Source organism: Pseudomonas sp. 21LCFQ010, assembly GCF_024129905.1.
Classification (GTDB): Bacteria; Pseudomonadota; Gammaproteobacteria; order Pseudomonadales; family Pseudomonadaceae; genus Aquipseudomonas.
In genome coordinates this window covers 278,301-299,911 of sequence record NZ_JAMYDZ010000002.1, presented here as the reverse complement: position 1 = coordinate 299,911, position 21,611 = coordinate 278,301, and the positions used below count along the sequence as shown (strand labels likewise).

The following is a 21,611-nucleotide window of genomic DNA, read 5'->3' as shown; positions in this document are numbered from 1 at the left end:
GTCCGCCTGCCGCTCAGGCTGCTGCGCGGGCTTGTTCGATCAGGGCGATGTAGTCGTCGGCGTTGCGCTGGTCCTTGATCAGGTCGACGAAGGTGTTGCCTTGTTCGTCTTTGCCGTTCAGGTCCAGGCCAGCTTCGCGGAAGAACACCAGAAACCGCTCGAAGTCGTCGATACGCAGGCCACGATAGGCTTTGATGAGTTTGTGCAGCGACGGCGAAGTGGCGTCGAACGGTTCAAAGTCGAGGAACAGTTTGATCTGCTCGTCGCCGATTTCGTCACCAATGATCTGCTTCTTGTCTTTACGCATTGCGGGCTCCAGCTGTCGCGCTCACTTTCACGGGGCAGGCAGTTTATATCTGCCAGCCAAACCACTCAACGCGGCTTTGTGCCTGCGGTATGCAGATCGGCCCAGACGTGGCCGTTGGCGTAGGTCAGGAACTGGCAATAGACCTTCTCGTTGCGCAGCAGGTCCACCAGAGTGCGGTAGTGCGACTGCGGGTAAGACAGGGTCAGGGTACGGGTCGCCGGATCAAAGCTGGGCTTTTTCAGGCTTTTGCTTTCACCGTCGAAATGAATCTGCACCTCGCTAAGGGTCGCGCCTTTATTAAGCGGTTTACCTTTGAGGCTGATCGACAGCGGCGCGGTCACAGGTATCGGCTGCTGATTGGACGGTCGCTGGTTGCCGACCACCACCGAGTACTCAGTGACCAGCATCAGCTGTTGCTGCTCCGGCTGCCCCTCACGCAGGTTCAGGTCGTCAGGCGGCAGGTATTGCTCGTGCATCGGCGCGGCCAGCGCCGCATCCGCCAGCAGGGCCAGCGTCAGTGCACCGGTCATCATCAACGATTTCATTTACCTGTCTCTCCTTATCCCTGACCTGCCACGCAGTCAGGCCGTCAATTACATTCCTTTGACCGCATAAATGCCTGCGGCGTTACGCCAGTAGCCTTTGTAATCCATGCCATAGCCAAAGATATAGCGGTCAATGCACGGCAGGCCCACATAGTTGGCTTTCAGGTCAGGCCGCGCTTTGCGGTCATGGTCCTTGTCGATCAGCACAGCAGTGTGTACTGCACGGGCACCGGCATGGCGACAGAAATCGATGATGGCGCCCAGGGTGTGACCTTCATCGAGGATGTCGTCGATGATCAGCACGTCACGGTCGATGAACGAAACTTCCGGCTTGGCCTTCCAGAACAGCTCGCCGCCGCTGGTTTCGTTGCGGTAGCGGGTGGCGTGCAGGTACGACGCTTCCAGCGGGAAGTTCAGGTGCGTCAGCAGTTTGCCGGAAAAGATCAGGCCGCCGTTCATCACACAGAACACCACGGGATTGCTGTCAGCCAGTTCGGCATTGATCTGCGCGCCGACCCGGGCGATGGCAGCCTCGACTTCGGCTTCGGTGTACAGGCAGTCAGCCTCGCGCATGATTTGACGGATATGCTCGAGATCAGCGGACATGAATCGCTCCAGATAACAATGAGAAAAACCGGCAAAGGTACGCAAGCAGGTGACTCGGAGCAAGCAGATATCGACTAACGTTGCCGATGTTGCTCAATTGAAGGCCAAGTGCGTCAGACAATACTGCAAGCGGCGTAAGACAGTCACCGCTTGATCGATTAATCTAGGCCGTTTTTTGCCCGTATCCAGGAGCCTTTCCCATGCCCATCCGTGAAATCCGTCATCCGCTGATCCGTCACAAGCTCGGCCTGATGCGCCGCGCCGATATCAGCACCAAGAATTTCCGCGAGCTGGCTCAGGAAGTTGGCGCTCTGCTGACCTATGAGGCAACCGCCGACCTGCCGCTGGAAAACTACGAAATTCCGGGCTGGGCCGGCCCGGTGCAAGTCGAAAAGATTGCCGGCAAGAAAATCACCGTCGTACCGATCCTGCGTGCCGGTATCGGCATGCTCGACGGCGTGCTCAGCCTGATTCCCGGTGCCAAGGTCAGTGCCGTAGGCGTTGCCCGTAACGAGCAAACCCTGCAAGCGCATACCTACCTGGAGAAGCTGGTCGACGGCATCGACGAGCGTCTGGCGATGATTATCGACCCGATGCTGGCCACTGGCAGCTCGATGGTCGCCACCATTGACCTGCTGAAAAAGGCCGGTTGCCGCGAGATTCGCGCCATGGTCCTGGTCGCCGCGCCAGAAGGCATTGCCGCCGTCGAAAAGGCTCACCCGGATGTGCTGGTGTACACCGCCTCGATTGACGAGCGCCTGAACGAGCACGGCTACATCATCCCGGGCCTGGGCGATGCCGGCGACAAGATCTTCGGCACCAAGCAGAAGGACGCCTGAGCCGATGAAACACGATGAGTTCAACGACCCGCTGTGGCGCACGGTGCTGTCTGGGGCGCAGATGCTGTTCGTGGCGTTCGGCGCCCTGGTGCTGATGCCGCTGATTTCAGGACTCGACCCGAACGTTGCGCTGTTTACCGCAGGTTTGGGCACCCTGCTGTTCCAACTGGTCACTGGCCGTCAGGTGCCGGTGTTCCTGGCATCGAGCTTTGCCTTCATCACCCCGATCATTCTTGCCAAGGGCCAGTTCGGCCTGGCGGCGACCATGGGCGGGGTCATGGCGGCAGGCTTCGTCTACACCTTCATGGGCATCGCAGTAAAGATCAAGGGCACCGGTTTCATCGACCGCATGCTACCGCCGGTGGTGATCGGCCCGGTGGTGATCTCCATCGGCCTGGCCATGGCGCCGATCGCGGCCAACATGGCGATGGGCAAGGCCGGTGACGGCGCCGAACTGATTCATTACCAGACGGCCATGTGGATCTCCATGCCGGCGTTGCTGACCACGCTGATCGTGGCGGTGTTCGGCAAAGGCATCTTCCGCCTGGTGCCGATCATCGCTGGCGTGCTGGTGGGCTTTGGCATGTCGTTCTGGTTTGGCGTGGTCGATACCGCCAAGATCGCCGCCGCACCCTGGCTGGCGATGCCGCACTTCACCGCGCCGGAATTCAACTGGCAGGCGATCCTATTCATCGTTCCGGTGGCCCTGGCTCCGGCCATCGAGCACATCGGCGGGGTGATCGCGGTGGGCAGCGTGACCGGCCGCGACTACCTGAAAAAGCCCGGCCTGCATCGCACTCTGCTAGGTGACGGTATCGCCACGACCTCAGCCGGCCTGTTCGGCGGTCCGCCCAACACCACCTATGCCGAAGTAACCGGCGCAGTGATGCTGACCAAGAACTACAACCCGAAAATCATGACCTGGGCGGCGATCTTTGCCATCAGCCTGGCGTTCGTTGGCAAATTCGGCGCGCTGCTGCAGAGCATCCCGGTGCCGGTCATGGGCGGTATTTTGTGCCTGCTGTTCGGATCTATCGCCGCGGTGGGGCTCAACACCCTGATCCGCCATCAGGTGGACATGGCCGAAGCACGCAATCTGGTGATTGTCTCGGTAACGTTGGTGTTCGGTATCGGCGGCGTGCTGATCGGCACCGGCACCGGCCCGGATGATTTTGGCCTCAAGGGCATCGCCCTGTGTGCGATCACCGCGATCTTCCTCAACCTGATCCTGCCGGGTAATGACGGCTGGAAGAAGAAGCCGCTGGAAGACCAGGCACCCTGAAGGCGCTGAGCGATAGCCTCGTAGGAGCAGCTTCAGCTGCGAAAGCTTCGCGGTTAAAACCAATACTGTTCAGTTAAGTACACAAATCTCGGTGGGAGTTGGCTTGCCGACGAAGACGGCGGCACATTCGCAGCAGATGTAGTGCTTTTACTGGCCTCTTCGCGAGCAAGCTCGCTCCCACCGGGTCCGCAGTGCTTATCTGACCAGTATTGCGGTTAAAACCAATACTGGTCAGTTAAGTGCCTTATGTCCCCGGTGGGAGCTACCTTGGTAGCGAAGAGGCCGGCACATTCGCAGCAGATGCTGTGACTTTACCGGCCTCTTCACGAGCGAGCTCGTTCCCACAAAGATTTGCGGCGCCTAAACGAACGGTATTGCGGTTAAAAACGCCCCTGCGGCCGCGCGCTTACAAAGGCGCGGCAATTCGCTCACAGAGCGCATTGAGCGCCACCGCCCAATGCTCATCGTCGTTCAGGCACGGCACCAGTACCAGTTCATCACCGCCAGCTTCCTTGAACTGTTCGGCACCGCGGTCGCCAATTTCTTCCAGGGTCTCGATGCAGTCAGCGACAAACGCCGGGCACATGACCAACAGGCGCTTGACACCTTTGCTGGCCAATTCATCCAGCCGTTGCTCAGTGTAGGGCTCAATCCATTTGTCGCGCCCCAGACGCGACTGGAACGACACGGACCATTTGCCGTCGGCGATACCCGCCAGTTTGGCAAACGCCGCCGCCGACTGGATGCATTGGGCACGGTAATTGGTGGCCAGTACCTCAGCCGGGGCATTCATGCAGGCTTCATCATCCTGAAAGCGGAATTTACCGGTAGGGTCGAGCTTGCGCAGGTGGCGCTCCGGCAAGCCGTGGAAGCTCAGCAACAGGTGGTCGTAAGGCTGCTCGAGGTACGGACGGGTGGTCTGCACCAGTGCCTCAAGGTATTCAGGCTGGTCGTAGAACGGCGGCAGCAGGTTGAACTGCATGTCCAGACCTTTGTCGCGCACCACCCGCTTGACCTCTTCAATCGCCGTGGTCACCGTGCTGTCGGCAAAGTGCGGGTACAGCGGCGCCAGCGTCACCTGGCGGATGCCCTGGCCGGCCAGGCGCTCAAGTACCGACTCAATGGACGGCTCGCCATAGCGCATGGCCAGTTCAACCGGGCCATGCTGCCACTGCGCCTGCATCTTCGCCTGTAAACGCTTGCTCAGCACCACCAGCGGCGAGCCCTCGTCCCACCAGATCGACGCATAGGCATGCGCCGACTGCTCGGGCCGCTTGATCAGGATCAGCGACACCAGCAGGCGGCGGATCGGCCACGGCAGGTCGACCACATAAGGGTCCATCAGGAACTGATTGAGGTAACGGCGTACGTCAGCCACGCTGGTGGAGGCTGGCGAGCCCAGGTTGATCAGCAACAGCGCATGATCGGTCATGCAAGGTCCTATTTCGAAGAGGAAGCCAGCACGTTACCCAAGGCATCGTGCAGTTCGGTAAAACGGAAAACAAACCCGGCTTCGTGCAGGCGTGCCGGGCGCGTGCGCTGACCGCCGAGCAACAGGTCAGACATTTCGCCCAGCACAATACGCAGGGGCAGCGCCGGCAATGGCAGCAACGCCGGGCGGTGCAGCACTTTACCCAGGGTCTTGGCGAACTCGCGGTTGCGCACCGGGGCTGGCGCGCAGAGATTATAAGGACCGCGGGCTTCGCTGTGGTTCAACAGAAAATCTATCGCCGCAATCTGGTCGTCGATATGCACCCACGGCATCCACTGCCGGCCATTGCCAATCGGCCCGCCCAGACCGCACCGAAACGGCGGCAGCATGCGTTTGACAAACCCGCCATTGGCCGACAACACCAGCCCGGTGCGCAGCAGCACCACCCGCATCCCGAGCGGCTCGGCACGCTGGGCAGTTTCTTCCCAGGCCTGGCACAAATGACTGGCAAAATCGTCCTTGACCGGTTGCTGGCCCTCATCCAGTTCACGCTCGCCGCCATCACCATACCAACCCACCGCGGAACCGGAGAGCAGCACTCGCGGGCGCTGCGTCTGGCGTTCAAGCCAGGCCAGCAGTTGTTCGGTGAGGCCAATCCGGCTTTCCCAGAGCAGCAAGCGCCGCTTGCGCGTCCAGGGCCGGTCGGCAATCGGCGCACCGGCCAAGTTGACCACCGCATCCACCGCCTGGCCATCGAGTTCTGCGAGCTTGGCGATACCTCGCACCCCATCACCGCACACCTTGCGCACCTCGGCGGGGCGACGGCTCCAGACCGTGAGTTGATGTCCTTGCTGCTGCCAGAACTGGCAAAGCGCTTTACCGATCAATCCTGTACCACCGGTCAGCAAGATGTGCATGAGGGGTATCCTTGAGTGGCGTTAATGGCCTTGAAGTAGTCTATTTCTTGCAGGCTGTGCTTGTTGATGTTCTGCAGTGAACCCTTTTGCTGAACCATAGGCCACACCTGAAAGGATTGGAGCTTTACTGCCCGAACCGTGGCAGTTGGCCCATTGTCTATTAGCTACAGACTGACCGTTACGGACCGTACGAGTTGCAGTGCCTTCATGCCCTTATATGTGAACGGCTGCAACTTATACCAACGAAGAAGATTGTACAGGTTTTCAGGACGGCGTAGTCTGTGCAGACAAGGTAACGAGGCCCCTATGACTGTACCTATCGCAATCATCGGTACCGGTATCGCCGGACTCTCCGCCGCCCAAGCGCTATTCAGCGCCGGGCATGCCGTTCACCTTTTCGACAAGAGCCGCGGCAGCGGCGGACGCATGTCCAGCAAGCGCAGTGATGCCGGCTCGCTGGACATGGGCGCGCAGTATTTCACCGCCCGCGACCGTCGTTTCGTCGCCGTCGTCAACCACTGGCAAGCCAATGGCTGGGTCGAGCAATGGAAACCTTCGCTGTACAACTACCATGGCGGCCGGCTCAGCCCGTCCCCGGATGAACAGGTACGCTGGGTCGGCAGTCCCGGCATGAGCACCATCACCCGCGCCATGCTCGACGACCTGCCGGTGACTTTTTCCTGCCGCATCACCGAGGTATTCCGCGGCAGCCGTCACTGGAGCCTGCAGGATGCCGAGGGCAAGACCCATGGCCCGTTCAGCCACGTGATCATCGCCACGCCAGCGCCACAGGCCACCACCTTGCTGGCCGGGGCACCGAAACTGGCCTCGGTTGTGGCCGGGGTCAAGATGGACCCGACCTGGGCGGTGGCACTGGCGTTCAGCACGCCCCTTGATACTCCGCTGCAAGGCTGCTTCGTGCAGGACAGCCCGCTCGACTGGCTGGCCTGCAACCGTAGCAAGCCAGGGCGTGAGGGCCAGCTCGATACCTGGGTGCTGCACGCCACCAGCACCTGGAGCCGCGAGCACGTCGACATGCCCAAAGAGCAAGTGATCGAGCACTTGCATGGCGCCTTTGCCGAACTGATCAGTTGCGCTATGCCAGCGCCAGTGTTCAGCCTCGCGCATCGCTGGTTGTATGCGCGGCCTTCCGGTACGCATGAATGGGGCGCACTGTCCGATGCCGACCTGGGCATCTATGTGTGTGGCGACTGGTGCCTGTCCGGCCGCGTCGAAGGGGCCTGGCTCAGTGGCCAGCAAGCGGCAAACCGACTGATTGAGCATCTGGCCCGTTGAACCGCATCAACCCCCGCAAACTGCTGCTGTCGAAGTGGACGGCAGCAACCCCGCAGAATCGCGAAAAGCACTTTCTGGTCACCGAACTGTTCCGTGACGAGGAAGGCACGGTGCTGGAGATCGAGCTGCAGGCTGTGCTGACTCAACGTACTGAGCGCCTGGCCTGGCAGGTGTTGCAGGATGCGCAGCGCTGGCGGATGGGTTGGAAGTAGGAGCGGCCGGGCGGCGATCCGCTTTAGCGGCGAATTGGTATTTAGACCGATGGAAAATCCTGCATCGCGTTGACTGATCTGCTGGTTTCGCCCTGCTAGGCGAGAAGCTGGCTTCCCTGCCAGTTTCTCCCCCGAATCGACGCCTACCTTCGGCCTGCACCCAAGTCGCGATCTGCGTCGTCTGTGCCATCTCGCTTCGAAGATCAAGATCAACGGCAACAACCGCACCCTGTACAAAAAATTTGACTTGTACAACCCCACATCTAAGATGAACTCAGATTGTACAAGCAATGTCATCTGTACAAGTTCTTGAGTTCTGAGGTGTGCAATGCTCCAGCCTGTGACCGATAAACCCAAACTGGGCGTCAGTGCCTGCCTGATGGGCGTTGAAGTTCGTTACAACGGTGGCCACAAACAATCGGACCTGTGCACCCGCACACTCAGCGATTACTTCGACTTCATCCCCGCCTGCCCGGAAGTGGCGATCGGCATGGGCATCCCGCGCGAGACGATCCGCCTGGTCGGTGACCCCGACGCGCCGCAGGCGGTGGGCACCGTACACACAGACCTCAACGTGACCCGTGAGCTGGCCGAGTATGGCCAGCACATGGCCGGGGCAATGACCGGGATCAGCGGCTACATCTTCATGCAGAAGTCGCCCTCCTGTGGCCTGGAGCGGGTCAAGGTCTACCGCGACAACGGCGCGCCATTCGAGACCGGCAGCCGGGGGATTTACGCCCAGGCATTCTGCGCGCAGCATCCCGACCTGCCGGTGGAGGAAGACGGCCGCCTCAATGACCCGGTGCTGCGCGAGAATTTCATTACCCGGGTTTACGCCTACACCGCCTGGCAGCAATTGCTCGCACAGGGCCTGAGCCGCCGCGCCCTGACCGAATTTCACTCACGCTACAAGTACCAGCTCATGGCCTGTGACGTGCAGCAATACCGGGCGCTGGGCAAGCTGCTGGGCAGCATGGGCCGCAGCGACCCCGACCAGGTCGGACCGGATTATTTCAGCCAACTGATGCAAGCTCTGAAGAAGTGCGCCACCCGCGGCAGCCACACCAACGTGCTGCAGCACCTGAGCGGCTACCTCAAGCAGACCCTGGATGCCGATGCCCGGCAAGAATTGCACGACCTGATCCTCCAGTACCGCCAGGGCATCGTGCCGCTGATCGTGCCGCTGACCCTGCTCAAGCATCATTTTCGTCAACACCCGGACCCGTATGTGGCGCTGCAGGTTTATATGCAACCGCACCCGGAACCGCTCAGCCTGCGAAACGCTATCTGAATCATGAACACACTCGCACTCGACGACGCCGCGCAACAACCGCAACCGGAGCACTTGCCCAACGACTGGCTGCCCATTCGTGAAGTGGCCCGCCAGACCGGGGTCAACGCTGTGACCTTGCGGGCCTGGGAGCGACGCTACGGGCTGATCGTGCCGCACCGCACCGCCAAGGGTCACCGGTTGTACTCCGATGAACACGTGCAACGGGTCATGGCCATCCTCACCTGGCTGGACCGTGGCGTGGCGGTCAGTCAGGTCAAGGCCTTGCTCGACAGTAAAAGCCCGGCCCCGGTCAGCCCCGGTAACGACTGGCAAACGCTGCGTCAGACGCTGCTGCAGGCCATCAGCGAACTGGCCGAACGACGCATCGATGACCTGTTCAACCGGGCCATGTCGCTGTACCCGCCACGCACCCTGTGCGAGCAATTGCTGATACCACTGCTGGCCGATCTGGAACAGCGCTGGCAAAGCCAGTTCGGCAGCCAGATGGAGCGGATGTTTTTCCATTCCTGGCTACGCAGCAAGTTCGGCGCCCGCATCTATCACAACAACCGTCAGCTCAGCGGCCCGGTGGTGTTACTGGTCAACCAGTCGGACCGGCCCATGGAGCCGCACCTGTGGCTGGCGGCCTGGCTGGTCAGCAGCGCCGACTGCCCGGTGGAGGTGTTCGACGGCCCGTTACCGGTGGGTGAACTGGCCCTGGCCTGTGAATACCTGAGCCCTCGCGCCGTGCTGCTGTATGCCAGCAAAACCCTGAACCTGCCACAACTGCCCAAACTGCTGGGCAACATCCATTGCCCAATCCTGCTCAGCGGGCCGGCCGTGGTGATCCATCATGACCAATTGCCCGTATACACCCACGGGATCGCCAATCTGAGCCTGGCCCATGACCCGCTTGAGGCTTATGGCGAGTTGAACAGACTCGGCCTTATCTAACCGATCCTGAGGACTTTTCATGCAACTGCTCTGGCTGCGCAGCGACTTGCGCGTACATGACAACACGGCCCTCAACGCTGCGATGGCTAAAGGCCCGACCGTGGCGCTGTTCCTGCTCAGCCCTGCCCAATGGCAGCGCCATGACGATGCCGGCTGCAAAGTGGATTTCTGGCTACGCAACCTGGTCGAGCTGGAAAAAGCCTTGGGCAAGTTGAATGTACCGCTGCTGATTCGCCAGGCCGATACCTGGGACAAGGCGCCGCAGGTGCTGCTCAAGTTGTGCGAAGAACTCAAGATCGAGGCCGTGCACGCCAACGAGGAATATGGCGTCAATGAGAGCAGCCGCGACCAGGCGGTGCGCCAGGCGCTGGAAAAAGCCGATATCGGCTGGCACAGCCACCTGGACCAGTTGCTGTTCCCGCCGGGCAGCGTTCTGACCAAAAGCGGGCAGTATTTTCAGGTCTATAGCCAGTTCCGCAAGGTGTGTTACGCACGCCTGCACACCTCGATCCCCCAGCCGCAGCGCCTGCACAAGGCGCAGCCGCCGTTGCAGATCAGCAGCGATGCAGTGCCGGACCAGGTCAAGGGCTTCGACACCCCCTCGCAGGCACTGCGCGAGCTATGGCCGGCCGGCGAGGCCGAAGCCCGGCGGCGGCTTGACCAGTTCAGTGACGAGCAAATTCACTACTATCTGAGCGAGCGCGACTTTCCGGCCAAGCCTGGCACCAGTCAGCTCTCGGCGTATCTTGCCGCCGGGGTAATTTCCCCCCGCCAGTGCCTGCATGCCGCGCTTAACAGCAACCAGGGTGAGTTCGAGAGCGGTAACGAAGGCAGCGTCACCTGGATCAACGAATTGCTGTGGCGCGAGTTCTACAAGCACACCCTGGTGGGTTACCCGCGGGTGTCCAGGCACCGCGCCTTCCGCCTGGAAACCGACGCCCTGCGCTGGCGCAACGCGCCCAGGGATCTTGAAGCCTGGCAGCAGGGCCGCACCGGGATACCTATCATTGATGCGGCGATGCGCCAATTGCTGGAAACCGGCTGGATGCACAATCGCCTGCGCATGGTCGTGGCAATGTTCCTGACCAAGAACCTGCTGATCGACTGGCGCGAGGGCGAGCGGTTTTTCATGCGTCATCTGATCGACGGCGATCTGGCCGCCAATAACGGCGGCTGGCAGTGGAGTTCGTCCACCGGCACTGATTCGGCGCCGTACTTCCGTATTTTCAACCCGCTGTCGCAGTCAGAGAAATTCGACCCCGAGGGCCGCTTTATCAAACAGTGGTTGCCGGAGCTGGCCGGGCTGAACAAAAAAGAGGTGCATAACCCCTCGGCGGCAGGCGGCCTGTTTGGCGTGCAAGGCTACCCACAACCGATTGTCGACCTGAGCGCCAGCCGCACCCGCGCCCTGGATGCCTTCAAGAATCTTCCTCACCGGCAGGTCAGCCAGGAGCATTGATGAGCGATTTCCTCCAGCAGTTCGCCCACGGCTTTGCGGCGCTGAACAAAGACAACCTCGACCGCCTTGGCCAGTTGTACAGCGAGGACGTGTGCTTCAGCGACCCGTTGCACAACCTGCAGGGGCTGGGACAGATGCGCGAGTATTTCGACCAGTTGTACGCCAATGTCAGCGAGCTGAGCTTTGACTTTCATGGCTTCGATGAAGTGCGCCCCGGCGCCGGTTATCTGCTGTGGACCATGCATTACCGGCATCCGCGCCTGGAAGGCGGCAAGCTGCTGCAGGTCGAAGGCTGCTCGCATTTGCTGTGGCACGACAAGGTGTATCGCCACCGCGATTACTTCGACGCCGGCGCCCTGCTTTATGAACACCTGCCAGTGCTGGGCGGGGTGATTGGCTGGTTGAAGCGGAGGCTGGCATGAAGCGGCGTGTCTGGTTGACCGGTGCCAGCAGCGGCATCGGCCATGCGTTGGCGGTGCAACTGCTGCAAGACGGCCACCAGTTGGCCTTGACCGCGCGCAACGTCGAGCCGCTGGAGGCATTGGCGCGGCGCTTTGCCGGCCAGACGCTGCTGGTGCCCGGTGACCTTACCGATGCCGCCCAGGTAAAGGCGATGGGTGGGCGTATCCAGCAGCACTGGGGCGCGCTGGACAGCGCCATCCTCAACGCCGGCACCTGTGAATACCTCGAGACGTCCAGCTTCGACGCCCGTCTGGTGGAACGGGTGATCCACACCAACCTGATCGCCACCAGCCTGTGTATTCAGGAGGCGCTGCCGCTGTTACGTCAGGGCCAGCGGCCGCATCTGGTCGGTGTCGCCAGCGCGGTAACCTTTCTGGCCCTGCCAAGGGCCGAAGCTTATGGCGCGTCCAAGGCCGGCCTGCGCTACCTGCTCGAATCGCTGCGCGTCGACCTGGCCCATGAGCAGATTGACGTCACCGTGGTCAGCCCAGGTTTTGTCGACACGCCACTGACTGCCCGTAATGACTTCCCGATGCCGATGCGCTGGTCGGTCGAAAAAGCCGCACGGCACATTGCCCAGCGCCTGCAACGGCCCCGCCGCCCACTGGAAATCGCCTTTCCGTGGCTGTTTATCTTCAGCCTGCGGCTGCTCGGGTTGCTGCCGGCCCGCCTGCGTCTGATGCTGGGCAAACGCATGGCCCGGCCAGCCGCTTCGCCCTCTTCGTCTGAGAATAAGGACATTCAATGAAAATTGCCGTGATCGGCTCTGGTATTTCCGGCCTGACCTGCGCCTGGTTGCTTGACCGCCGCCATGAGGTGACGGTCTTCGAAGCCTCCAGCTGGATCGGCGGGCACACTCACACGGTGGATGTGCAGGTCGGCGGCCGTGATTACGCCATCGATACCGGCTTCATTGTGTTCAACGACTGGACTTACCCGAACTTCATCCGCCTGCTCGGCCAGTTGGGCGTCGCTTATCAACCGGCAGAAATGAGCTTTTCGGTGCATGACCCGAAAACCGCCACCGAATACAACGGCAATAACCTAAACAGCCTGTTCGCCCAGCGCAGCAACCTGCTGTCGCCGGCGTTCTGGGGCATGCTGCGCGACATTCTGCGGTTCAATCGCCAGGCCATTGCCGACCTGGAGCAACAGCGGATCGCCGCCGACACCACGCTGGGCGAGTACCTGCGCGCCAAGGGCTATGGCACGCGCTTTATCGAGCACTACATCGTGCCCATGGGCTCGGCGATCTGGTCGATGTCGCTCAACGAGATGCTCGGCTTTCCGTTGCAGTTCTTTGTGCGTTTCTTCAAGAACCACGGTTTGTTATCGGTGACAGACCGTCCGCAATGGCAAGTCATCCAAGGCGGCTCGCGCAGCTACATCGACCCCCTGACCGCCCGTTTTCGTGAGCGTATCCGCCTGGACTGCCCGGTCCAGCGCGTCGAGCGCGATGATGGCGGGGTGACGCTGCACAGCGGCGCCGGCAGCGAGCGGTTCGATCAGGTGGTGTTTGCCTGTCATAGCGACCAGGCGCTGCAAATGCTGGCCGCACCGACCGCGGCCGAACAGCAGATCCTTGGCGCCCTGCCCTATGCCGAGAACGACGTGGTGCTGCACACCGACACCCGCCTGCTGCCCGACCGCCGCCTGGCCTGGGCCAGCTGGAACTACCGGCTCGGCGGCGACCCGCAGCAGATGGCTGCGGTCACCTACAACATGAACATCCTGCAAGGGCTGCACAGCGACACCACGTTCTGCGTCAGCCTCAATCAGACGAGCGCCATCGACCCGGCGAAGATCCTCGGCCGCTACCGCTACGCCCACCCGCAATACAGCCTGGCCGCCGTAGCAGCGCAAGCACGCTGGGCCGAACTCAAAGGTGCCAACCACAGCTGGTATTGCGGCGCCTACTGGGCCAACGGGTTTCATGAGGACGGCGTCAGCAGCGCGCTGCGGGTGGCCGAAGCCTTTGGGGAAACGTTGTGAACAGCGCCCTGTACAGCGGCTGGATCGCCCACCGGCGCTTCGTGCCGCGCGGGCATCAGTTTCGCTACCGGATCGGGCTGCTGTACCTGGACCTCGACGAGCAGGACGCGGTACTCGGCCTTTCCCCACTGGCCGGCAGGCAGCGCTTCATGCCGTTCTCGTTCCGCGAAACCGATTACCTCAAGGCCTGGACCGGCCGCGGCGTACCGCTGATCGATGCGGTACGCGAGCGCGTCGCAGAGGCGCTGGGCAAAGTGCCCGACGGGCGCATCTGCCTGCTGACCCAGGCGCGCAGTTGGGGTCTGGCGTTCAACCCGGTGAGTTTCTTCTATTGCCATGACCGCAACGGCGCCTTGCAAGCGATTCTCTGTGAAGTCAGCAATACGCCCTGGCGTGAGCGTTATCACTATGTACTGCCGGCTCAAGGTACAGGGCATCAACACTTTGCCGTGGCCAAGGCCTTTCATGTCTCGCCGTTCATGCCCCGCGATCTGGAATACCGCATGAAATTCAGCCCGGCCGCCGAACGCCTGGGCGTACATATGGCGGACTGGCAAGGCGAGCAGAAGGTCTTTGATGCAACCTTGACCCTGCAACGCCAGGCGCTCAGCCGCAGCACCTTGCACCGCTACCTGCTGGCCTTTCCATGGATGACCGCCAAAACCTGCCTGGCCATCTACTGGCAAGCCCTGCGCCTGCTGCTCAAACGGATCCCGATTGTCGACCATCAACCTGCCGAAGGCGAATACCGCACGGCCACAACGCCTCCCAAGGAAAGACCTCATGAAAAGCCTCAGCAGTAGTTTTTCCGCGTCACGGACCACCTATGGCCTGACCGCAGGTTTGTTGCGTAAGGGCGTACTGCGCCAGTTGGGTAACTTGCGTCAAGGCCAACTGGTGATCGTCGAAGGCAATGAGCGTCAGGTATTCGGCCGCGCCGGCGCGTTGCTGCAAGGCGAGATTCAGGTGCTCGACAGCGCGCTCTGGGGCATGGTCGCCAGCAATGGCTCGATTGGTGCCGCCGAGGCGTTTATCCACGGCTATTGGACCACCCCGGACCTTACCGCCGTGGTACGCATCTTCGTCAGCAACCTCGATGTGCTGGACGCCATGGAAGGTGGGCTTGCGCGCCTGACCCGACCACTGCTGCATGGCCTGCACTGGCTCAACCGCAATACCCGCCAGGGCTCGCGGAAAAACATCGAGGCGCATTACGACCTGGGCAATCGCCTGTTCGAACAGTTTCTCGACCCGACCATGATGTACTCGGCGGCGCAGTTTCGCAGCGCCGACGACACTCTGGAACAGGCGCAGCTCAACAAGCTGGAGCGCATCTGCCAGAAGCTTGACCTCAAACCCGAAGACCATCTGCTGGAGATCGGCACCGGCTGGGGCAGCATGGCGATTTATGCCGCGCAGCACTACGGCTGCCGGGTGACCACCACCACCCTGTCCAAAGAACAGTTCGCCTACACCGCCCAACGGCTGGTCACGCTGGGCCTGCAAGATCGGGTGACCCTGCTGCTGGAGGACTACCGCGACCTGAGCGGCGAGTACGACAAGCTGGTGTCCATCGAGATGATCGAAGCCGTGGGCCACCGCTTTTTGCCTACCTATTTCAAGCAATGCGCCAGCCTGCTCAAGCCCGACGGGCTGATGTTGCTGCAGGCGATTACCATCCGCGAACAACGCTACGAGCAGGCACGGCGCAATGTGGACTTTATCCAGCGCTATATATTCCCCGGCGGCGCGCTGCCTTCGGTACACAAGATGCTGGAAATCGTCGGCAGCGACACCGACATGAATCTGCTGCACATGGAGGATTTCGGTCTGCACTACGCCCGAACCCTGCGCCTGTGGCACGACAACTTCCGCCAGGCCCACACACAGTTGAAAGAACTCGGCTACGACGATTACTTCCTGCGCCTATGGGAGTTCTACCTGTGCTACTGCGAGGGCGGCTTCATCGAACGAACCATCGGCACCGCACAACTGCTGCTGGCCAAGCCACAGGCACAACGCTCGCCACTGCTCGGCAAACTTGATGCGTGACAAGCTCATCAACGCCCTGCTGTTCCAGGCGGGTTGGTTCGCCTGTGTGCTGGACTGGTTGTGGCCGGCGGCGCTGATTCTGGGCGTGCACATCCTGCGTCACGGGCAAATACGCCTGCTGCTCAGCGTGATGCTGTTCGGCACCTTGCTCGACAGCGCCCTGACCTGGCTTGGGGTGTTCGATTTCAGTACGGGCAGCCAATGGATACCGCTGTGGCTGATGCTGCTCTGGGCACTACTGGGCACGACCTTGAACCACTGCCTGGCCTGGACAGCAAAGCCGTGGTGGCTGGGGAGTTTGCTGGGTGCAGTAAGCGGGCCACTGTCGTATTACGCCGGGGCGCAACTGGCGGGGGTGGGGTTGCCGCTGGGGCTGTGGCCGAGTCTGTTGCTGCTGGCCGCAATCTGGGCGGTAGTGTTGCCGTTGTTACATGGGCTGGCGCGGCGTGTTCGCGGTTGAAGCGGTTCGCTGCCCGACCGTTACCGGGTTGCGTGTAAACCCCGTAGGAGCGGGCAGCGGGCGGTATCAGAACGGCAGCTTGTAATGCAGCGCGTAGCTTTCAATCCCGTCGTTCGGCTGTTTGAGGCCGGCGTTGGAGTAATGAGTGGCGCGGATGCCCACTTCATGACCACCGGCAAACCGCAGGCCGAAGCCGATGCGGTCTTCGAAGTTGAACGAACTGCCCAGCTTGTTACCTTCGATCTGGGTATTGGAGAAGCCCGCAATACCAATACCGGCCTCAATGTAAGGCTTGACGCTGTTGCCGGCGAATTCATACACAAACACTGGCGAGAACGACAGCGAGTGGTTGTCCTTGTATTTGTCACCGTCCCAGAACGTATAGGCCGCATCCCAGTAACCGGTCAGGCGACCGACATCGCTTTGCAGCCAGCTCTTGTCCCAATCGAACTGCACGCCCAACCGATAGGTCATGGTCGACTCACCGGTATAACCCACGGAGAACTCCGCACCATCAGCCTGTGCTACGCAAACCTGCCCCATCATGGCAGCTGCAAACACAGCCACGCTAAAAAGTCGTTTCATCAGAAACATCCCTGAATAATCACGCCGTTATAGTTTTTTGAAGCTTGCAGACCGGTAAATAGAAATCTGTAACCAAACATTAGTTCAGTCGCGCCAACAGAATTTCACATTTTTTTTACAAGTTGAAGCTTTGCACACTGTCGGCGCTTTTCCATAGGGTAGGTAAGATTTTTCTGAAATTGTCCGAATCGCCACTGGTCCAGAACTGGGTTGGCCGAGCCGGCCCCTGCGCCGTCAGCTCACGCTGCTCCAGCAGGCGCTGCAACTGGCGGGCAACCGCAGCCCCGGTGTCGATCAGGCTGATGTGCGCTGGCAGCATCTGGCGCAGCAGCGGTTTAAGAAACGGATAGTGGGTACAGCCCAGAATCAGAGTGTCACAACCTTGTGCCAGCAGCGGCTCGACATAGCGTTGCAGCAGCCGGGTAATGGCCGGGCCATGCAGCTCGCCGGTTTCGATCAGCTCCACCAGTCCGGGGCACGGCTGGGTCACGACCCGCACATCCCCGGCAAAACGGTCGAGCAAGGCCGCGAATCGAGCACTCTGCAACGTACCGGTGGTCGCCAGCACCCCCACCACGCCACTGCGGGTGGCGGCGGCCGCCGGTTTGACGGCAGGCTCCATGGCCACCAGCGGCCAGTCCGGGTAGCGCTCACGCAGTTGCGCAGCAGCGGCGGCAGTGGCCGTGTTACACGCCAGCACCAGCGCCTTGGCGCCCTGGGCATGGAAAAAACCGGCGATGCTCATGCAGCGCTGGACAATGAACTCGGGGCTTTTCTCGCCGTAGGGCACATGCCCGGCATCGGCAAGGTAATACAACGACTCGGCCGGCAACAGGCGGCGGATCTCGGCCAGCACCGACAGGCCGCCAACCCCGGAGTCGAACACCGCCACCGGCGCTTGGCGAGCATGGCTCATCTGCACCTCAGTCATGAACCACACACGGCACAAGCCGGATCACGGCGCACTTTCAGCTCGCGAAAGCGCGTGCCCAGCGCGTCGATCAACAACAACCGGCCGACCATCGGCTCGCCAAAGCCGGCCAATAGTTTCAGCGCCTCAAGGGCTTGCAGGCTGCCGACCAGCCCCACCAGCGGGCCGATGACCCCGGCTTCGCTGCAGGTCAGTTCGGTATCGCTGCCGTGGCCGTACAGGCAGTGGTAACACGGACTCTCGGCACGGCGTGGGTCAAATACCGAAAGCTGCCCTTCCTGACGAATCGCCGCCCCGCTGACCAGCGGTTTGCCGGCGGCGACACAGGCGGCATTGACCGCCTCGCGGGTGGAGAAGTTGTCGCAGCAATCGAGTACCAGATCGACCCCGGCGATTACGGCCGCCAGCGAATCGGCATCCAGTGCCTGACGATGCGGCACCAGCGTGACCAGCGGATTGATCGCCGCCAGCCGGGTCATTGCCGAGTCAACCTTGAGCACCCCGACACTGTGGCTATCGTGAATGACCTGGCGTTGCAGATTGGTCAGGTCGACGCTGTCGAAGTCCGCCAGATGCAACTCGCCGACCCCTGCCGCCGCCAGATACAGCGCCACCGGCGAGCCCAGCCCGCCCAGGCCGACGATCAGTACACGGCTGGCCTTCAGGCGCAACTGCCCATCGATATCCACGTGTTGCAGGAGAATCTGCCGGCTGTAACGCAGCAGCTCTTGGTCACTCAGCACGGCAGGCATCCGAAGCTGATGCGCTCGTGATCACCCAGATCGCGGCGGGTCTGTACGCGCTGATAGCCATGCTCGACCAGCAACTCGCGCACCGCAGCGCCCTGGTCATAGCCGTGTTCAAGCATCAACCAGCCAGCGGGGTTCAGATGCTCCACGGCCTGGGCAATGATCAGCCGGATGTCATCCAGGCCATCGCCACCGGAGGTCAGCGCGCTGCTGGGTTCAAAGCGCACGTCGCCCTGGCTCAGGTGCGGATCGGTATCGGCGATATAAGGCGGATTGCTGATGATCAGATCGAAACGTTCACCGGCCAGCGCCTCGAACCAATGGCTCTGCAGGACCTTGGCATTGTCCAGGTGCAGTCGCTGGCGATTGCGCTCGGCCAGCGCGACCGCTTCCGGTACACGGTCGACAGCGGTAACCCGCCAGTTGCGCTTTTCATTGGCCAGCGCCAGGGCGATCGCCCCGCTGCCGGTGCCCAGATCGAGCACACTGGCCGACGCGAAGGGCGGGACCTGCTCCAGAGCGGCCTCCACCAGCATCTCGGTTTCAGGACGCGGAATCAGCGTATGCGGCGCCACCTCCAGATCCAGCTTCCAGAAGCCTTGCTGGCCCAGGATATAGGCCACCGGCTCACCGCTGCGGCGGCGCTCCAGGTAACCCGAGAACGCCTGGGCCGCCTCGCTGCTGACGATCCGCTCTGGCCAGGTGTGCAGAAAGCTGCGCGGTTTGCCCAGTGCCGCTGCCAGCAGCAACTCGGCGTCCAGACGCGCCGTCGGAGAATCGGGAAGTTCAGCACTTCTTAACAGGCTGGCGATGATGGTCATTTATTCACCCAGTGCCGCGAGTTGGTCTGCCTGGTATTCGGCAAGCAATGGTTCTATCACTGCATCGACTCCACCGGCCAAAACTTCATCCAGCGAATACAAGGTGAGATTGATCCGATGGTCGGTCACCCGGCCTTGCGGATAGTTGTAGGTGCGAATGCGCTCGGAACGGTCGCCTGAGCCGACCAGCAGCTTGCGCTCGGTGGCAATGGCGTTGGCCGCCGCACTGCTTTGCATGTCGTTGAGTTTGGCAGACAACCACGACATTGCCCGGGCGCGGTTCTTGTGTTGCGAACGCTCTTCCTGGCACTCGACCACGATACCGGTAGGCAAGTGGGTGATGCGGATCGCCGAATCGGTCTTGTTGACGTGTTGACCACCGGCCCCCGAAGCACGGTAGGTGTCGACGCGCAATTCTGCCGGGTTGATCTCGATGGCCTGCTGTTCATCAGGCTCGGCGAGCACTGCCACGGTGCAGGCCGAGGTGTGGATGCGACCCTGGGATTCGGTTTCCGGCACGCGCTGGACACGGTGCGCACCGGACTCGAACTTGAGCTTGCCATAGACACTGTCGCCCTCGACGCGGGCAATGATTTCTTTGTAGCCGCCGTGCTCGCCTTCGTTCTCGGACAAAACCTCGACCCGCCAGCCACGCCGCTCGGCGTAACGCGAATACATCCGGAACAGGTCGCCGGAAAAAATCGCCGCCTCGTCACCGCCGGTGCCGGCGCGAATTTCCAGAAATACGTTACGCCCGTCGTTAGGGTCTTTGGGCAGCAACATGCGTTGCAGTTGCTCTTCGAGCGCCTGCAATTGCAGCTTGCCTTCGCGCACCTCTTCGACGGCCATTTCACGCATGTCCGGGTCGCTGTCCTTGAGCAGCGCCTGGGCGCCGTCAAGATCAGCCAGCACCTTCAGACGCTGCTTATAGGTCTCGATGACCGGCTCCACTTCGGCGTATTCACGCGAATAGGCACGGAATTTGGTCTGGTCGCTGATGACTTCCGCGTCGCCCAGCAGCGCGGTCAGTTCCTCGAACCGGTCGTTGAGCACGTCCAGCTTATTGAGCAGTGAAGCTTTCATTGCGGGGATTTATCCGTCGAGCCCTCACCGAGGGCGAATAGTTCCTGGGCCATGGCCAGCGCATCGAGGCGGCCTTCGGCAGACAGCTTCTTGAGCTGCACACTTGGCGCATGCAGCAGCTTGTTGGTCAGGCCACGGGCCAGTTGCACAAGGATTTCCTCGGCATTGCCGCCATTGGCCAGCAGGCGCTGGGCCTTGCTCAGTTCTTCATCGCGCAGGCGTTCGCTCTGCTGACGATAGGCCTTGAGCACATCGACCGCCGCCAGTTCGCGCAGCCGTGACATGAACTCTTCGGCACCGACCTCGACCAGCGCTTCGGCGGCCAGCGCGGCGCCCTGGCGTGACTTGAGGTTTTCCGCGACCACTTCGTGCAGGTCGTCGACGGTATACAGGTAGACGTCGTCCAGCTCACCGACCTGAGCCTCGATATCCCGTGGTACGGCGATATCGACCATGAAGATCGGCTTGTGCTTGCGCAGCTTCAGTGCACTTTCAACCGCGCCCTTGCCCAGAATCGGCAACTGACTGGCGGTGGAACTGATGACGATATCGCTGTTGACCAGCTCGGCCGGGATATCCGAAAGCAGCACCGCATGGGCGCCGAACTCGGCGGCCAGAATGCTGGCGCGCTCCAGGGTCCGGTTGGCGACCACGATACGTTTGACGCCCAGATCGCGCAGGTGGCGAGCAACCAGGGTGATGGTCTCGCCGGCGCCGATCAGCAACGCCTGGCTGCGTTGCAGGTCACTGAAGATCTGCTTGGCCAGGCTGACCGCAGCAAAGGCCACTGACACCGGGTTTTCACCAATGGCCGTGTCAGTACGCACCTGCTTGGCGGCGCTGAAGGTGGCCTGAAACAGCCGGCCGAGCAGCGGCCCCACCGTACCGGCCTCACGGGCCACGGCATAGGCGGATTTCATCTGGCCGAGAATCTGCGGCTCGCCCAGCACCAGCGAGTCGAGTCCGGAGGCGACGCGCATCATATGCCGTACGGCGGAATCATCCTGATGCACATAAGCACTCGCCTGTAACTCTTCGAGGCTAAGCTGGTGGTAACTGGCCAGCCAGCCCAGCACGGCGTCGGCGCTCAGGTGTTCATGGGCGATGTACAACTCGCTGCGGTTGCAGGTCGACAGGATTGCTGCTTCGCTGCTGTCAGTCAGGCGGCAGAGCTGTTGCAGGGCCTCAACCAACTGCTCAGGCGTAAATGCCACGCGCTCGCGCACGTCTACTGAGGCAGTCTTATGGTTGATACCAAGTGCAAGGAAGGCCATTCAGGGTCGCTGGTGGTGACGTGAAGCCAGCAATTGTCCTACTTAGCCAGGATTAGAACAACCACCGTAGATTATTGTCC

At 61.4% G+C, this 21,611-nt stretch carries 24 protein-coding genes; 13 read left to right on the top strand and 11 right to left on the bottom strand.

All coding sequences use genetic code 11. The features are described from left to right. Positions 1–13 precede the first annotated feature (13 nt). From NJC38_RS04180 to NJC38_RS04170, 3 genes are all read right to left on the bottom strand, one after another. Complete coding sequence (locus NJC38_RS04180) at positions 14–307, bottom strand: PA4642 family protein (RefSeq protein ID WP_253111735.1); 294 nt, start codon at positions 305–307, stop codon at positions 14–16. Between the two features lie 65 nt (positions 308–372). Then, the gene (locus NJC38_RS04175) at positions 373–852 is read right to left on the bottom strand and encodes a hypothetical protein (RefSeq protein WP_045483142.1); all 480 of its coding nucleotides are present in this window, start codon (positions 850–852) and stop codon (positions 373–375) included. Positions 853–900: 48 nt separating this feature from the next. Continuing rightward, on the bottom strand, positions 901–1,458 hold the full coding sequence (locus tag NJC38_RS04170; protein WP_045483145.1) for a hypoxanthine-guanine phosphoribosyltransferase: 558 nt from the start codon (positions 1,456–1,458) through the stop codon (positions 901–903). Positions 1,459–1,658: 200 nt separating this feature from the next. Between NJC38_RS04170 and upp the strand changes: the two genes are divergently transcribed. Both upp and NJC38_RS04160 read left to right on the top strand, forming a co-directional pair. Beyond that, positions 1,659–2,297: a uracil phosphoribosyltransferase gene (upp, locus tag NJC38_RS04165; RefSeq protein WP_045483148.1), complete on the top strand. Its 639-nt coding sequence runs from the start codon at positions 1,659–1,661 to the stop codon at positions 2,295–2,297. A 4-nt stretch (positions 2,298–2,301) separates the two neighbouring features. Continuing rightward, complete coding sequence (locus tag NJC38_RS04160) at positions 2,302–3,579, top strand: uracil-xanthine permease family protein (RefSeq protein ID WP_253111734.1); 1,278 nt, start codon at positions 2,302–2,304, stop codon at positions 3,577–3,579. Between the two features lie 406 nt (positions 3,580–3,985). Here the strand turns inward: NJC38_RS04160 and hemH are convergent, their stop codons facing one another. Together hemH and NJC38_RS04150 are read right to left on the bottom strand one after the other, a co-directional pair. Continuing rightward, positions 3,986–5,011: a ferrochelatase gene (hemH, locus tag NJC38_RS04155; RefSeq protein ID WP_253111733.1), complete on the bottom strand. Its 1,026-nt coding sequence runs from the start codon at positions 5,009–5,011 to the stop codon at positions 3,986–3,988. A gap of 8 nt (positions 5,012–5,019) precedes the next feature. After that, positions 5,020–5,928, bottom strand: a complete 909-nt coding sequence (locus NJC38_RS04150) for a TIGR01777 family oxidoreductase (protein ID WP_253111732.1) — start codon at positions 5,926–5,928, stop codon at positions 5,020–5,022. Positions 5,929–6,234: 306 nt separating this feature from the next. Between NJC38_RS04150 and NJC38_RS04145 the strand changes: the two genes are divergently transcribed. The 11 genes from NJC38_RS04145 (at position 6,235) to NJC38_RS04095 (ending at position 16,088) form a co-directional block, all read left to right on the top strand. Continuing rightward, the gene (locus NJC38_RS04145; RefSeq protein WP_253111731.1) at positions 6,235–7,224 is read left to right on the top strand and encodes an NAD(P)/FAD-dependent oxidoreductase; all 990 of its coding nucleotides are present in this window, start codon (positions 6,235–6,237) and stop codon (positions 7,222–7,224) included. Beyond that, positions 7,221–7,436, top strand: a complete 216-nt coding sequence (locus tag NJC38_RS04140) for a TIGR02450 family Trp-rich protein (RefSeq protein WP_045483164.1) — start codon at positions 7,221–7,223, stop codon at positions 7,434–7,436. Before NJC38_RS04145 ends, NJC38_RS04140 begins: the two co-directional genes overlap by 4 nt. 328 nt (positions 7,437–7,764) lie before the next feature. Then, a complete protein-coding gene (locus tag NJC38_RS04135; RefSeq protein ID WP_045483167.1) occupies positions 7,765–8,727 on the top strand; it encodes a DUF523 and DUF1722 domain-containing protein in 963 nt (320 codons plus the stop codon). Positions 8,728–8,730: 3 nt separating this feature from the next. After that, complete coding sequence (locus tag NJC38_RS04130) at positions 8,731–9,663, top strand: MerR family transcriptional regulator (RefSeq protein ID WP_253111730.1); 933 nt, start codon at positions 8,731–8,733, stop codon at positions 9,661–9,663. A 19-nt stretch (positions 9,664–9,682) separates the two neighbouring features. After that, positions 9,683–11,122, top strand: coding sequence for a deoxyribodipyrimidine photo-lyase (phrB, locus tag NJC38_RS04125; RefSeq protein WP_253111729.1), 1,440 nt, complete (start codon positions 9,683–9,685; stop codon positions 11,120–11,122). Beyond that, a complete protein-coding gene (locus NJC38_RS04120) occupies positions 11,122–11,544 on the top strand; it encodes a nuclear transport factor 2 family protein (protein ID WP_045483176.1) in 423 nt (140 codons plus the stop codon). The genes phrB and NJC38_RS04120 overlap by 1 nt, the downstream gene beginning before the upstream one ends. After that, positions 11,541–12,332: an SDR family NAD(P)-dependent oxidoreductase gene (locus tag NJC38_RS04115; RefSeq protein WP_253111728.1), complete on the top strand. Its 792-nt coding sequence runs from the start codon at positions 11,541–11,543 to the stop codon at positions 12,330–12,332. The genes NJC38_RS04120 and NJC38_RS04115 overlap by 4 nt, the downstream gene beginning before the upstream one ends. Continuing rightward, positions 12,329–13,576 (top strand): FAD-dependent oxidoreductase, encoded by a 1,248-nt coding sequence (locus NJC38_RS04110; RefSeq protein WP_253111727.1) that lies wholly within the window; start codon positions 12,329–12,331, stop codon positions 13,574–13,576. The genes NJC38_RS04115 and NJC38_RS04110 overlap by 4 nt, the downstream gene beginning before the upstream one ends. Further along, entirely contained in the window at positions 13,573–14,379 is an 807-nt protein-coding gene (locus NJC38_RS04105; RefSeq protein WP_253111726.1) for a DUF1365 domain-containing protein, read from the top strand. Before NJC38_RS04110 ends, NJC38_RS04105 begins: the two co-directional genes overlap by 4 nt. Then, a complete protein-coding gene (locus NJC38_RS04100) occupies positions 14,360–15,628 on the top strand; it encodes a cyclopropane-fatty-acyl-phospholipid synthase family protein (RefSeq protein ID WP_253111725.1) in 1,269 nt (422 codons plus the stop codon). The genes NJC38_RS04105 and NJC38_RS04100 overlap by 20 nt, the downstream gene beginning before the upstream one ends. Next, the gene (locus tag NJC38_RS04095; RefSeq protein WP_253111724.1) at positions 15,621–16,088 is read left to right on the top strand and encodes a DUF2878 domain-containing protein; all 468 of its coding nucleotides are present in this window, start codon (positions 15,621–15,623) and stop codon (positions 16,086–16,088) included. The genes NJC38_RS04100 and NJC38_RS04095 overlap by 8 nt, the downstream gene beginning before the upstream one ends. Before the next feature lie 66 nt (positions 16,089–16,154). Here the strand turns inward: NJC38_RS04095 and NJC38_RS04090 are convergent, their stop codons facing one another. The 6 genes from NJC38_RS04090 to hemA form a co-directional block, all read right to left on the bottom strand. After that, positions 16,155–16,673 carry an acyloxyacyl hydrolase gene (locus NJC38_RS04090; protein WP_045493787.1) on the bottom strand — a complete coding sequence of 173 codons (519 nt, stop codon included), beginning with the start codon at positions 16,671–16,673 and terminating at the stop codon, positions 16,155–16,157. A gap of 115 nt (positions 16,674–16,788) precedes the next feature. Further along, positions 16,789–17,604, bottom strand: coding sequence for a glutamate racemase (gene murI / locus NJC38_RS04085; RefSeq protein WP_253111723.1), 816 nt, complete (start codon positions 17,602–17,604; stop codon positions 16,789–16,791). After that, positions 17,601–18,347: a molybdopterin-synthase adenylyltransferase MoeB gene (locus NJC38_RS04080; RefSeq protein WP_162484332.1), complete on the bottom strand. Its 747-nt coding sequence runs from the start codon at positions 18,345–18,347 to the stop codon at positions 17,601–17,603. The genes murI and NJC38_RS04080 overlap by 4 nt, the downstream gene beginning before the upstream one ends. Next, on the bottom strand, positions 18,341–19,174 hold the full coding sequence (prmC, locus tag NJC38_RS04075; RefSeq protein WP_253111722.1) for a peptide chain release factor N(5)-glutamine methyltransferase: 834 nt from the start codon (positions 19,172–19,174) through the stop codon (positions 18,341–18,343). Before prmC ends, NJC38_RS04080 begins: the two co-directional genes overlap by 7 nt. Further along, complete coding sequence (prfA, locus tag NJC38_RS04070) at positions 19,175–20,257, bottom strand: peptide chain release factor 1 (RefSeq protein ID WP_045483203.1); 1,083 nt, start codon at positions 20,255–20,257, stop codon at positions 19,175–19,177. Next, the gene (gene hemA, locus NJC38_RS04065) at positions 20,254–21,531 is read right to left on the bottom strand and encodes a glutamyl-tRNA reductase (protein WP_045483205.1); all 1,278 of its coding nucleotides are present in this window, start codon (positions 21,529–21,531) and stop codon (positions 20,254–20,256) included. The genes prfA and hemA overlap by 4 nt, the downstream gene beginning before the upstream one ends. Positions 21,532–21,611 lie beyond the last annotated feature (80 nt).

Coding starts and splice junctions, on each gene's coding strand:
- NJC38_RS04175 (WP_045483142.1), bottom strand. CDS start 852: ATGAAATCGTTGATGATGACCGGTGCACTGACGCTGGCCCTGCTGGCG.
- NJC38_RS04110 (WP_253111727.1), top strand. CDS start 12,329: ATGAAAATTGCCGTGATCGGCTCTGGTATTTCCGGCCTGACCTGCGCC.
- NJC38_RS04160 (WP_253111734.1), top strand. CDS start 2,302: ATGAAACACGATGAGTTCAACGACCCGCTGTGGCGCACGGTGCTGTCT.
- NJC38_RS04115 (WP_253111728.1), top strand. CDS start 11,541: ATGAAGCGGCGTGTCTGGTTGACCGGTGCCAGCAGCGGCATCGGCCAT.
- hemH (WP_253111733.1), bottom strand. CDS start 5,011: ATGACCGATCATGCGCTGTTGCTGATCAACCTGGGCTCGCCAGCCTCC.
- NJC38_RS04100 (WP_253111725.1), top strand. CDS start 14,360: ATGAAAAGCCTCAGCAGTAGTTTTTCCGCGTCACGGACCACCTATGGC.
- NJC38_RS04095 (WP_253111724.1), top strand. CDS start 15,621: ATGCGTGACAAGCTCATCAACGCCCTGCTGTTCCAGGCGGGTTGGTTC.
- NJC38_RS04130 (WP_253111730.1), top strand. CDS start 8,731: ATGAACACACTCGCACTCGACGACGCCGCGCAACAACCGCAACCGGAG.
- murI (WP_253111723.1), bottom strand. CDS start 17,604: ATGACTGAGGTGCAGATGAGCCATGCTCGCCAAGCGCCGGTGGCGGTG.
- NJC38_RS04135 (WP_045483167.1), top strand. CDS start 7,765: ATGCTCCAGCCTGTGACCGATAAACCCAAACTGGGCGTCAGTGCCTGC.
- NJC38_RS04120 (WP_045483176.1), top strand. CDS start 11,122: ATGAGCGATTTCCTCCAGCAGTTCGCCCACGGCTTTGCGGCGCTGAAC.
- upp (WP_045483148.1), top strand. CDS start 1,659: ATGCCCATCCGTGAAATCCGTCATCCGCTGATCCGTCACAAGCTCGGC.
- NJC38_RS04090 (WP_045493787.1), bottom strand. CDS start 16,673: ATGAAACGACTTTTTAGCGTGGCTGTGTTTGCAGCTGCCATGATGGGG.
- hemA (WP_045483205.1), bottom strand. CDS start 21,531: ATGGCCTTCCTTGCACTTGGTATCAACCATAAGACTGCCTCAGTAGAC.
- NJC38_RS04170 (WP_045483145.1), bottom strand. CDS start 1,458: ATGTCCGCTGATCTCGAGCATATCCGTCAAATCATGCGCGAGGCTGAC.
- NJC38_RS04145 (WP_253111731.1), top strand. CDS start 6,235: ATGACTGTACCTATCGCAATCATCGGTACCGGTATCGCCGGACTCTCC.
- prfA (WP_045483203.1), bottom strand. CDS start 20,257: ATGAAAGCTTCACTGCTCAATAAGCTGGACGTGCTCAACGACCGGTTC.
- NJC38_RS04150 (WP_253111732.1), bottom strand. CDS start 5,928: ATGCACATCTTGCTGACCGGTGGTACAGGATTGATCGGTAAAGCGCTT.
- phrB (WP_253111729.1), top strand. CDS start 9,683: ATGCAACTGCTCTGGCTGCGCAGCGACTTGCGCGTACATGACAACACG.
- prmC (WP_253111722.1), bottom strand. CDS start 19,174: ATGACCATCATCGCCAGCCTGTTAAGAAGTGCTGAACTTCCCGATTCT.
- NJC38_RS04180 (WP_253111735.1), bottom strand. CDS start 307: ATGCGTAAAGACAAGAAGCAGATCATTGGTGACGAAATCGGCGACGAG.